The following is a 12,073-nucleotide window of genomic DNA, read 5'->3' on the forward strand; positions in this document are numbered from 1 at the left end:
GTTACCTCGCACATCACGAATATATAGAGCAAACACAAAAAGCACCTGGCTAATATTAATCTGTACCACTCGCTACGCTGACTCTTTATGCGAGGGCCGTACGAATTAATTAGTTAGCTAGGTGCTTTTTCATTTGCAGAGGCAATATATTGTTCAAGCTAATCTTGAAAATAAGCCGGATATTTTTTCTGAAGCTGTGGAATGTCATCATCTAATTTATTAAGATGAGCCTCAAGCTGTTGCTTGGCTGCCAAAGCATCACCTGATATGAGTGTTCGAAGCAGCTCGGAATGCTCCTGTACCAGCTTTTTCGTTAATTGAAACTCCTTCATTGCTAAGTAGCGATAGCGATTAAGATGTCCTCGCATATGGTACACTACTTCCAGCAGGGTTTCATTACCTGCTAGCTTTAATATGAGCTGGTGGAATTGTTCATCGAGCTTAAGAAAGGCTAGGACGTCCTGACGCTCAGCAGCCTCCTGTTGCTGCTTCAATAACAGCTGCAATTGTTGCTCAGCTGCTGTATAACGAGGCTGATTAGCATCCCATTGCTCTGCAACGAGCTGGAAGGCACTACTTTCTAAGCTAAATCGAACGAAGCTGCTTTCTTTAACCTTTACATCAGAGATTAACGATATTTTCTTCGTTCGCTGCGGTAATACTTGCAGCAGCTGTTCATTGACAAGCATCTGAAAGGCCTCTCGAATCGGTGTTCTGCTTATGCCCAGCTGTTCAGCTAGCTCGACTTCCATAACCATCTGTCCTGGCTCGAGGTTTAATGTGATGATTGCATCACGAATTGTCTCGTACGCCTGATAGCCTAGGCTTTTATAGCTTGTTGCAGGCTGCAAAAAATACATGGATTATTCCACCTCAGTGTGCTATGATAATTTAGTTTTTAAGTATACATGTATACACGTATACAAGTCAATATACGTCCATTTCGTAAGAGTAGAAGGAGTAGAAACATCAATATGATTCGAAAATATGTTGTAGCATCGATTACATTGCTCGCAATTCTTGTAGCTGGATGTGCTTCGCAGGGGAACAATCATCTACAGGAAGGCAAGACAAGACCACAACCAGCTGAATTAGTGCTAGCCATTGGAGGTGAGCCGGCAGAGGGATTTGATCCCACTACTGGGTGGGGACGATACGGCTCACCTTTATTTCAAAGTACATTGTTTAAGCGTGATAGTCAGCTAAACATCATCGGTGATGCAGCTGTTAGATATACGATCAGTGACGATGGGCTAAGCTGGCAGGTTGAGCTTCGCGAAGATATTGAATTCAGCGATGAGACGCCACTCACTGCTGAGGATGTCGTCTTTACCTTTGAAACAGCGCAGCGAAACGCATCAGTTGTTGATTTGACCAATGTACGAAGCATTACAGCTCTGAGCACCTATCAGGTTCAATTTGAACTAGAAAAAGCACAATCAAGCTTTATCGATTTGCTTACTACGATTGGGATTGTGCCTAAGCATGCTTATTCAGACCGTTATGCTCAGCAACCAATCGGATCGGGCCCGTATAAGCTAGTGCAGTGGGATAAAGGGCAGCAGCTGATCGTTGAGCAGAATGAGCGCTATTACGGTCCGCAATCAAGCTTTAAGCGATTAGTATTTTTGTTTCTAGATGAGGATGCATCGCTTGCAGCCGCCAAGGCTGGCAAGGTGCATATCGTAGCAGTTCCATCTACCTTTAGTAAACAGAACATAAATGGGATGAAGCTTAAAGCAGTTCAATCTGTCGACAACCGCGGCATTATGTTTCCATATCAGCCTGAGGGGAACAGTACGGCAGAGGGATACCCAATCGGCAATGCAGTAACGAGTGAGCTTGCCATTCGACAAGCCATGAATATTGCGATTGATCGTGAGCTGCTTGTAGAAGGGGTGCTTGAAGGGTATGGGACTCCAGCCTATTCCGTGAATGATCAGCTTCCGTGGTGGAATGAAGCTTCTGTCGTTCAGGATGCTGACCCAGATGCTGCTATGAAGCTGTTAGCAGATGGAGGCTGGTATGACAGTGATGGTGATGGAATACTAGAAAAAAATGGTGTGAAGGCGCAGTTCACCTTGCTGTATCCCGCTGGTGACAGCATCCGTCAGTCTTTGGCAATTGCGGTAGCCGATATGATTAAGCCGATCGGTATATCGATTCAAGCTGAAGGTAAAAGCTGGGATGAAATCGGTCGTCTCATGTACTCGCAGCCCGTTATGCTAGGCTGGGGAAGTCTCGATCCACTAGAGATGTATCATGTATACAGCAGCTCATATGCAGGGGTAGGCTACTTTAATCCCGGATATTACAGCAATGATACAGTTGATCAATATATGAAAGCTGCGTTAGAAGCAGTGGATATGGAGCAGGCACACGAGCTATGGAAAAAGGCACAATGGGACGGTACAACAGGGCTCAGTACGAAAGGTGATGCCCCATGGGCTTGGCTCGTGAATATTGACCATCTATATTATATGGACGAACAGCTTGATATTGGGGAGCAGCCGATTCATCCGCATGGTCATGGCTGGCCAATAACAAGTAATATTGATCAGTGGAAATGGGTGGAGTAAGCGATGCGGATACCTACCTTATTGCTCCGTCAGCTAATGAGACTCGTTTTGCTGCTTGCCTGTGTAAGCAGCTTGACGTTCGTACTGATGAGCAATTCTCCAATCGATCCAGTTCAAGCCTATATTGGTGCAGATATGCTGCGTGTAGGGGAGGAGCAGCGTGCAGCTATTGCGGAGCATTGGGGATTAAATGAGCCTCCAGTGCAAAGATTCTTTACTTGGCTTAGTGCAATAGTAAAAGGTGATTTGGGTACCTCAATCATATACCGCCAGCCAGTCGTTGAAGTGATCCAAGAGAAATTTATGAGTTCAATCTCACTATTAATGATAGCTTGGCTATTATCCGGCTTTTTTGGATTTGCAGCTGGTGTTGCTGCAGCATTGAAGCGAGGTACTTGGCTCGATCGGATCATTCAATGGTATTGCTACGCCTTATCTTCTACGCCAACCTTCTGGGCTGGTGTGCTGCTGCTGCTGTTATTTACAGTGTGGCTGCCTATCTTTCCAGTTGGGTTAGGAACACCTATTGGTGTTCGTGCAGATGAAGTCAGTTGGCTGGATCGAGCCTACCATATGATCCTTCCCGCAATAACGTTAAGTCTTGTTGGTGTTTCACATATCGCACTTCATACACGTGAGAAGCTAATTGAGGTGTTATCAAGCGAGTATATAACATTCGCAAGAGCAAAAGGGTTGAGTGGCCTCCAGTTAGTGTGGCGGCATGGCTTGCGCAATATCCTTTTGCCAGCGATAACATTGCAATTTGCATCGTTCAGTGAGCTGTTCGGAGGAGCGGTGCTCATCGAGCAGGTGTTCTCATACCCTGGCCTTGGACAAGCAACGGTTGAGGCAAGCACTAGAGGTGATGTCCCGCTTCTTATGGGTATCGTACTGTTCAGCACATGCTTTGTCTTTGTCGGCAATTCGATCGCTGAATGGACGTATCGCATCATTGATCCGCGCATTAAGGAGGGGTACAAGCATGAAGCGTAGCTATCTCCTTACCATCATTAGCGCAAGCGTACTTCTTGTTGTTCCTTTACTGCTTGCAGCGCTGCTTAGCAGCAAGGGCTTGCTGTCACAGCTTGACGCTAGAAACTTATCTCCTTCATGGAATCATCTGTTCGGAACAGATTGGCTAGGGCGAGATATGCTTACGCGTACGATGAAGGGCTTGGCGCTGAGCATTGGCGTCGGCACGGCAGCATCAATTTCAAGCGCGATTATTGCATGCATTCTAGGACTAATCGCCGCAACGCTTGGAAAAACAGCAGATCGTATCATTACATGGTTAATTGATTGCTTTTTAAGTGTACCTCATCTTGTGCTGCTCATCCTCATTGCGTTCGCTGCAGGAGGCGGGATGAAGGGGGTCATCCTTGCTCTGGCACTTACGCATTGGCCGAGTCTTGCGAGACTATTGCGTGCTGAAATCCTAGCGCTGAAAGTCGCTCCTTATGTCATCATATCGAAGCAGCTAGGAAAATCATCATGGTGGATTGCAACAAGACATATGCTGCCACATCTACTTCCTCAATTTATTGTCGGTGCATTGTTAATGTTTCCACATGCGATTCTGCACGAGGCTGCACTTACGTTTTTAGGCATGGGATTATCACCGCATCAGCCGGCGATCGGCATTATATTATCCGAATCTATGAAGTATATCTCTGCGGGTATGTGGTGGCTAGCAGTGTTTCCGGGCTTATGCTTGTTTATCGTCGTGCGAGCCTTCGATATGCTGGCTCGCAGCTTATATTCAATCATCGACCCAAGCCGTGCACGGCAATAGAGAGGAGGAGCAACCATGCATCTGCTAGACATTCATCAGCTTTCAATAGCCTTTGAATCCTATGATTTTAGAATGCGTAAGCGTACAATGCCAGTTATTCGAGAGCTCTCCTTATCTGTACAAGCAGGCGAGATATTGGCAATCGTTGGTGCGAGCGGATCTGGAAAAAGCCTACTCGCTCATTCTATACTTGGACTTCTGCCAGAGCATGCCGCCATATCTGGCAAGCTAACGTTTGATGGTCAACCGTTAACAGATAAACGAATGCGGCAGCTGAGAGGAAATCAGATTGCATTAATCCCGCAATCCGTACAGTATTTGAACCCGCTCATGCGCGTTGGACAGCAAGTGGAAGAGGCTGTTCGTATAGGCAATCCTAAGCTGGAGCGGCAAAAGGTATTTGAGCGTTTTCGTCTGCCACAGGCTGCTGCTGCCATGTATCCTTATCAGCTGTCAGGTGGAATGGCTAGACGTGTACTCGTATGTATCGCTGCAGTAAGCGGTGCTAAGCTAATCATTGCCGATGAGCCTACGCCTGGCCTTGATGAACAGGTCGCTCAAGATACACTACTGGTCTTTCAGCAAATGGCTGACCAGGGAACAGCGATTCTGTTCATTACACATGACTCAACCGCAGCAGCGCAAATTGCGGACCGTGTTGCTGTACTGCATAGTGGTGAACTGATGGAAATTGCGCCCGCTTCAAGCTTTACTGGAGAGGGTGCTGCGCTTGTACATCCCTATACACGGGCATTATGGCAGGCACTGCCACAGAATCAATTTATTCATGTGAAGGGGTGGCAGTCATGAAGCTGGAAGCAATAGGCATTGGTAAGCAGCTGCCTGATAAGAGCTGGCTGTTTCGCTCCATTGATTTATCAATTCGTCAAGGCGAGATTGTTGGCTTGCAAGGAGCCAGTGGAAGTGGAAAGTCAACGCTATGTCGCATCTTAGCCGGAATGGATTCACCCACAGAAGGTGAGGTACGGATTAACGGTCATCTGCTGCCCAAAAGAGGCTATCACCCAGTACAGCTTGTTTATCAGCATCCTGAGCATGCGGTTAACCCACGCTGGAAGGTGGGCGCTATATTGAATGAGGGCTGGCAGCCAGATGATGAGCTGCTGGATGCACTGCATATCGATCGAAGCTGGTTTAATCGCTGGCCCTCAGAGCTATCGGGTGGCCAGCTGCAACGTATATGTATTGCCCGTTCCTTGAGTCCACATACGAGTTATTTGCTTGCCGATGAGATGACAACCATGCTTGATGCCATTACGCAAGCACAAATCTGGAAAACCGCACTGCAAATTGCCGAGCGACGCAAGATGGGCATGTTAGTTGTCAGTCATGATCGAGCATTGTTACACAAGGTTTGTGATCGAGTCATTGATTTTCATGCATGGACGGTCTAGGCGACCTGTTCAAGTCATGCTGAGATATGAGCTTGTCATACGTTTAATTATGTTAAAAGGCTGTATAGGCTTCTTCAAGTGAGCACAATCGCGCTGAAGGATGCTTATACAGCCTTTTATATGAAAGGTATGTTGATCGGGGACTGCGTTAGCTTCTTGGTGCCCATAGCATAACCGCTACTCCGAGCAAGCAGATCGCTGCACCGAGCCAATCATATAGATCGGGTGCTTTTTTATCAACGAGCCAGCCCCAAAGCACCGCAATAACAATAAAAACACCACCATACGCCGCGTAAACCCGCCCGAAATTAGGAAAGCTTTGCAGCGTTGGCAATATGCCATAGATAACAAGCACAGCTGCGCCTACTGCACCATACCATAGAGGCTTGGACTCTCTTAGCCAAAGCCATATCAAATATCCGCCACCGACTTCTGCAAGCCCTGCAAGTATAAAAATTAAGATTGATAAAAACATAATATCCTCCTGTTGTAGGCTCTGCACTAATACTAGCATGATTATATCTGACCATGCGACAGCTTGATTGAAAAAACTGTAATCTGCTTGACATTGATTTACACTATAGATATTATAGACACATAAAGTCTATAATTGGAGGACATCATGAAATATTCAAAAGCGACCAGCTATGCTCTTCATACGATGATGTATCTAATCGCTTATACCGAAGATAAGCCGATTGGTGTTCAGCTTCTAGCAGAGAAGCAAGGGGTTTCACCAACGTATTTATCTAAAATACTTACGAAACTGGTTAAGGCAGGACTAATCGAATCAGCAACTGGTGCTGGTGGCGGTTATCGCTTGAAAAGGCAAGCTGATGAGATTAGCTTTCTTGATGTAATTCACGCTATTGAAGGATTGACCTCGTTATTTGAATGTGTGGATCATGTCGATTCGCAATGTCAAATCCATCAAGTCATGCTTGCAGCTGAGAAGGACATGGAGCGATATTTGCAAAATAAAAAGCTTATAGAGCTTGCCTCCCATGTACGAGAAGCTTAGCCGTAGTAGAGCACTATCATTAAGCTTAACCATGATGAACTGATAGCAAGGAGCTATACCTATCTACATCGACTCATAACTATGAGCGGGTAGGGGGAGAGCTCCTCTATATATACTCACATTACAGACATAACATATCTATAATATCTATATTGGATGGAGGCGTTTTATGTTATACGATTGCGCAATTATAGGCGGAGGTCCCGCGGGATTGAATGCGGCACTTGTGCTTGGTAGAGCCAAAAGAAAGGTCATAGTGCTGGACAGCGGTAAGCCAAGGAATCGAGTCGCACATGAGTCACACGGCTATTTAACTCGTGATGGAATTAAGCCTGCAGAGTTTAGAAAAATCGCGAACGAGGAGATTCATCGTTATCCATCTGTAGAAACGATGCAAGCAGAAGTTGAATCGGTAAGCAGAACGAAGAACGGCTTTGAGCTGAGGCTTGTGTCAGGAGAAATCATTCCAGCACGTAAGCTGCTACTAGCTGCTGGCATAAAGGAAGTACTGCCGAACATTACCGGTATTCATGAATTTTACGGTAAAAGCTTGTTCAGTTGTCCTTTTTGTGATGGCTGGGAGCACCGCGATCAACCGCTAGTACTCGTGTCCGATACTCCTCATCTGTTCCATTCGATTAAGCTGCTATATAACTGGAGTAAGCAATTGACCGTGTGCACGAATGGGAAGCAAATTTTGGAGGAGGAACAGCTGAATCAGCTTAGAGAAAGAGGGATTCCTGTCATTGAACAATCCATTGCAGCATTTATCGGATCAGATGGTAAGCTTGAGAAGGTTCGGTTTACCGACGGCTCACAGATTGAATGTAGTGGCGGAATGGTTGCTACACAGTTGTCTGCCAATCTAAGCTTCCAGGAGGAGCTGGGCTATGAGTCAACAGAAATGGGTGGTATCGTGACGGATCCGATGGGGAAAACGACAGCAGAAGGCGTTTTTGCTGCAGGAGATGCTGCATATGTCATGCCTTCTCAACTTATTATTGCCGCAGCTTCAGGTAGTAAAGCTGGTGCTGCAGTACTCGCTGATCTCATTGAAGAGGAATGGCAGAATGACTAGGTCAGACACTTCACTATCATTATCGAACTAAACATTATCGAACTAAACATTACCGAACGTACAGATCACAAATAATTTATAATTCTCGAAGGATAAAGCTCCTAAGAAAACTTGGTTTCCATTGCAACCACGTCTTTTTAGGAGCTCTATCCATTGCATCATTAAAGTATGTGAGTATTTAGCATTAAGCAACCGGCGTTCCATTCTTAACTGGTGCGTCAGGTCTTAATAATACAACATCGCCTTCCTCTGGAATCCCCCCGATAACTAGCACTTCAGATTCATAGCCAGCTATTCGTCTGATTGGAAAATTAACAACGGCAACCACTTGTTGACCAATAAGCTTATTCGGTTCATATCTCCTCGTTATTTGAGCAGACGAACGCTTAATGCCAATCTCGCCAAAATCTATCTCCAGCTTAATTGCAGGTTTCCGAGCTTCTGGAAAATGCTCTGCTTTTAGTACAGTACCAATACGGATATCTAATTTTAATAAATCATCGATCATTGCCATACGTTTATCTAACTCCTTTATACAGATAGCTACATAAGAGCACTTAAACTCGCGCCGTTATTACTTACGATATTATACATTATTTTACTAAGGAATACTGTCCAATCGTTTCAATATAGATTACATATAGCCTACTTTCGTCACATGACTTGTGCTTCGGATGTCATCGGCTGGTTTGATGGAGATGAGTAATATCTCAAATCGCAACCTATCCTTTTTAAATGATAATTTTCATTGTCAAAATTCCATTTGTTAATTATTTCAAAAGTTTTTCTTGACATCCGCTTTTTTAATCCATATAATCTCTAACAACAACATATTGAAATGTATTGATTAGAAATAGTAGAAGTAAGCTGAGCTTGCAGAGAGCCGTTGGTTGGTGTGAAACGGTAGTATCATTTACTTTGAACTCGTCTATGAACAGCTGCCTGAATCTGTAGGGTAAGCCGGAATTCCACCGTTAAAAGGATAGATGGTGTTGGCCATCGAAGAAGATTATTTTATTCGATGAATAAAATAAATTAGAGTGGTACCGCGAGTTAAAACTCGTCTCTATATAGAGACGAGTTTTTTTGTTGATTAAAGACCGGGTTTAATCAAACTCGCTTCACATAGATGCTTGTTATATTTCTATTGAGGGAGGGTTCTCCATGAGCCGAAAAATTATCGTCTTGGATACTACGCTGCGTGATGGCGAACAGGTTCCAGGTGCAAAATTAAATGTTAATCAGAAAATTGAGTTTGCTCATCAATTGAAAAAACTCAATGTAGATATGATCGAAGCAGGCTTCCCATCTTCATCGAAGGGTGATTTTCTAGCCGTTCAGGAAATTGCGAAGCAGGTAGGAGAAAGTGTGTCAATTACAACACTTGCACGTGCCGTAAAGAGTGATATTGATGCTGTCTATGAAAGCATAAAGCTTGCCCAGCATCCATTTATCCATATCGTGCTAGGCACGTCCAACATTCATGTTGAGAAGAAGTTTAATCGTTCGAGGGATGCTGTGCTGCAGATGGGGGTTGATGCGGTTCAATATGCCAAAAAGCTACTTCCGTATGTTCAATATTCTACGGAGGATGCATCGCGATCCGATTTCGAATATTTGTGGACTACCATTGAGGCTGTCGTTAAGGCTGGAGCGACGATCATTAATATCCCCGATACTGTTGGTTATGCTGTGCCTGAACAGTTCGGTGAGCTGATCTATAAAATTAATGACCGCTTAAAAAATTTGAACGATCAAGTGATGTTAAGCGTGCATTGTCACAACGATCTGGGTATGGCAACAGCCAATACTCTGAGCGCTATTAAAAACGGTGCAGATAAGGTTGAATGCACCATTAACGGCCTTGGTGAACGGGCTGGCAATACAGCGCTTGAAGAGGTGGTGATGGCACTTAAGGTGAGAGAAAACTTCTATCATTGCTACACCGATATTCATACAACGGAACTAAACCCTACCTCAAAAATGCTTACTCATTTGACAGGCCTTGATGTGCAAGTAAATAAAGCCATTGTAGGTGATAATGCCTTTGCCCATTCATCAGGCATTCATCAGGATGGATTGCTGAAGGATAAGCAGGTTTACGAGATTATGTCTCCAGAGGAGGTAGGCGTGGATAGCATGGAGCTGATCTTAACCGCGCGATCAGGACGACATGCATTTAAGAATGTGGTACAAAGAATTGGTTTTACGCTTAGTGATGAGGAAGCTGAGATGCTGTTTCCACAGTTTCTTGAACTAGCAGATGGGAAAAAAGAAGTGTATGATCATGACGTTTTCGAGCTAGTTAGTAAGCATTTTACTTCTACTACACAAGCAAATCACCGGATGTTCGAGCTAATCTCGTTTGAGGTTACGACGAATGATACGAATCCGTTTGCATCGGTTGAGCTGAAATATGGTGATCAACTGCTAAAAGGAAGCGCAGGAGGGAATGGCCCGATTGATTCGCTTTACTCGGTTCTGAAGGATATCGCCAAGCTAGATGTGAAGCTGAAGGATTACAAGATTTACAGCATCTCTAGAGGCAAAGAAGCGATTGGACGAGTAAATATCCAGATCTCATATGAGGACAAAACGTACAGCGGACGTGCGATGGATACAGATATTATTAAAGCGAGTGCGATGGCTTTTCTTAATGCATTAAATGCAGTAATGCTTGAGGAAACAACTAAGAAGGAAGATCATGATAAACAGTAGCAAGGCTATAGCTGTGACAAACTAAAGAGCATATCAGCAAACAGAAACAACCTTTAGATCGATGGTGAGGATGCACTCAAGTGAATGCTTGGGCGCATCTTTTTTATTCAATACGCACCAAGGACTATAGAAAACAATCACCTTATCTGCTTCACAGAATATTATCGGATGATTCGTGCAAACCTAAAAAAAATGTTAAGGGGAGTCTACGACATGCATCGCAAACAAAATTTGAAAATGAAAAAGGTTGATCTATCACATCTGGAGCAATATTCCCGTCTGTTGCGATATGTCTTTCAAGTTACACATAAGGAGCTTATGAAATCAGGCTGGGATGAGGAGGAGATCGTTCGCGCCAAATCACCGGTGCTGGAGCAAGCGGATGTTATCGGCTGGTTTGATGGAGATGAATTAATCTCTCAAGTCGCAACCTATCCTTTTCAAGTGAGAATTTTCAGCCAAACCTATGATATGGGCGGTGTAACGGGAGTGGGGACATTTCCCGAATATTCTGGTCAAGGACTAATGAACCGATTGCTGCTGCAGGCATTAACCAATATGCGAGAAAGAAACCAATCCATCTCCTACTTGTACCCATATTCGATTCCATACTACCGTCGCAAAGGTTGGGAAATCATATCTGACAAAATCGTATTTGAGGTTCAAGACTATCAATTGCCTAAAAATAGACCAGTACCAGGTGATGTCTCACGCGTTGATCCTGAAAGTGAGGACGTTATTAGAGCCTACGAACGCTATTCACTCATCACACATGGAGCTATGCTTCGTAATGACCTTGCGTGGAGCGAATATTGGCGTTGGGATTCTGATGACTTGATGGCTGCTGTCTATTATAGCGAGGATGGGGAGCCAAGCGGTTACATATTATACTGGATCGAGGATGAGGTTTTTCACGTCAAGGATATGATTTTTATCGATGAGGAAGCGCGTAGCGGACTTTGGAACTTTATTAGTGCGCATTTTTCTATGATATCAAAGGTAACCGGCAATATTCATACCGATGAGCAGCTATCGTTCCTGCTAGAGGATGCAGATATTAAGGAATCCATCTCGCCTTACTATATGGCACGAATTGTAGATATTGAGCAATTTATTGCGAAGTATCCGTTCAAGCCAGACATAACGGAACGGGAATGGACATTTACGCTCAATGACCCATTACTGTCATGGAACCAGGGGACCTTTACTCTACAAATTGATAAGAATGGTAAGGGCAGCATAACACGCTCTACAAAGCAAAATGAGGATAGCATCAGCATTCAGACGATGACGACGATGTTACTCGGATATAAACGTCCTGAATATTTGCGTAAGATTGGGCGCATAAAGTGCGCACCAGAAACACTTGATCTATTAGAAGATGCGATTGAGCAGCATACGCCGTATTTTTCGGATTTTTTTTAAGAGGCTGGTAAAACTATGATTAAGCTGTAACGATTCTAATGATGC

Annotated in this window: 12 protein-coding genes and 1 other annotated feature; of the genes, 9 read left to right on the forward strand and 3 right to left on the reverse strand. The window is 44.3% G+C overall.

Annotated features, from left to right (window positions below; genetic code table 11):
- Positions 1-158: 158 nt before the first annotated feature.
- Complete coding sequence (locus NSQ99_RS10425) at positions 159-860, reverse strand: GntR family transcriptional regulator (RefSeq protein ID WP_340836448.1); 702 nt, start codon at positions 858-860, stop codon at positions 159-161.
- A 114-nt stretch (positions 861-974) separates the two neighbouring features.
- Here NSQ99_RS10425 and NSQ99_RS10430 point away from each other — a divergent pair, with 114 nt between their 5' ends.
- From NSQ99_RS10430 to NSQ99_RS10450, 5 genes are read left to right on the forward strand one after another with little or no spacing between them, the layout of a single operon-like run.
- Entirely contained in the window at positions 975-2,579 is a 1,605-nt protein-coding gene (locus NSQ99_RS10430) for an ABC transporter substrate-binding protein (protein ID WP_340836449.1), read from the forward strand.
- A 3-nt stretch (positions 2,580-2,582) separates the two neighbouring features.
- Positions 2,583-3,572 (forward strand): ABC transporter permease, encoded by a 990-nt coding sequence (locus tag NSQ99_RS10435; protein WP_340836451.1) that lies wholly within the window; start codon positions 2,583-2,585, stop codon positions 3,570-3,572.
- Positions 3,562-4,371: an ABC transporter permease gene (locus tag NSQ99_RS10440; protein ID WP_340836452.1), complete on the forward strand. Its 810-nt coding sequence runs from the start codon at positions 3,562-3,564 to the stop codon at positions 4,369-4,371. Before NSQ99_RS10435 ends, NSQ99_RS10440 begins: the two co-directional genes overlap by 11 nt.
- Before the next feature lie 15 nt (positions 4,372-4,386).
- Positions 4,387-5,181: an ABC transporter ATP-binding protein gene (locus tag NSQ99_RS10445; protein WP_340836453.1), complete on the forward strand. Its 795-nt coding sequence runs from the start codon at positions 4,387-4,389 to the stop codon at positions 5,179-5,181.
- On the forward strand, positions 5,178-5,786 hold the full coding sequence (locus tag NSQ99_RS10450; RefSeq protein WP_340836454.1) for an ABC transporter ATP-binding protein: 609 nt from the start codon (positions 5,178-5,180) through the stop codon (positions 5,784-5,786). Before NSQ99_RS10445 ends, NSQ99_RS10450 begins: the two co-directional genes overlap by 4 nt.
- 148 nt (positions 5,787-5,934) lie before the next feature.
- On the opposite strand, the gene NSQ99_RS10455 is transcribed toward NSQ99_RS10450, so the two are convergent.
- The gene (locus NSQ99_RS10455) at positions 5,935-6,261 is read right to left on the reverse strand and encodes a YnfA family protein (RefSeq protein WP_251665261.1); all 327 of its coding nucleotides are present in this window, start codon (positions 6,259-6,261) and stop codon (positions 5,935-5,937) included.
- Positions 6,262-6,408: 147 nt separating this feature from the next.
- Here NSQ99_RS10455 and NSQ99_RS10460 point away from each other — a divergent pair, with 147 nt between their 5' ends.
- Positions 6,409-6,807, forward strand: coding sequence for an RrF2 family transcriptional regulator (locus NSQ99_RS10460; protein ID WP_251665262.1), 399 nt, complete (start codon positions 6,409-6,411; stop codon positions 6,805-6,807).
- 169 nt (positions 6,808-6,976) lie between these two features.
- Entirely contained in the window at positions 6,977-7,885 is a 909-nt protein-coding gene (locus NSQ99_RS10465) for an NAD(P)/FAD-dependent oxidoreductase (RefSeq protein ID WP_251665263.1), read from the forward strand.
- Positions 7,886-8,069: 184 nt separating this feature from the next.
- Here the strand turns inward: NSQ99_RS10465 and csaA are convergent, their stop codons facing one another.
- The gene (gene csaA, locus NSQ99_RS10470; protein ID WP_251665264.1) at positions 8,070-8,399 is read right to left on the reverse strand and encodes a chaperone CsaA; all 330 of its coding nucleotides are present in this window, start codon (positions 8,397-8,399) and stop codon (positions 8,070-8,072) included.
- 320 nt (positions 8,400-8,719) lie between these two features.
- Positions 8,720-8,956: a binding site (T-box leader), on the forward strand.
- Between the two features lie 93 nt (positions 8,957-9,049).
- On the opposite strand from csaA, the gene NSQ99_RS10475 reads away from it, so the two are divergent.
- Positions 9,050-10,603, forward strand: coding sequence for a 2-isopropylmalate synthase (locus NSQ99_RS10475; RefSeq protein ID WP_251665265.1), 1,554 nt, complete (start codon positions 9,050-9,052; stop codon positions 10,601-10,603).
- A gap of 213 nt (positions 10,604-10,816) precedes the next feature.
- Positions 10,817-12,028 carry a GNAT family N-acetyltransferase gene (locus NSQ99_RS10480; RefSeq protein WP_251665266.1) on the forward strand — a complete coding sequence of 404 codons (1,212 nt, stop codon included), beginning with the start codon at positions 10,817-10,819 and terminating at the stop codon, positions 12,026-12,028.
- The last annotated feature ends 45 nt before the right edge of the window (positions 12,029-12,073 follow it).

Origin of the sequence: Paenibacillus sp. FSL W7-1287 (assembly GCF_038004245.1) — a bacterium.
Taxonomy (GTDB): Bacteria; Bacillota; Bacilli; order Paenibacillales; family Paenibacillaceae; genus Pristimantibacillus; species Pristimantibacillus camelliae.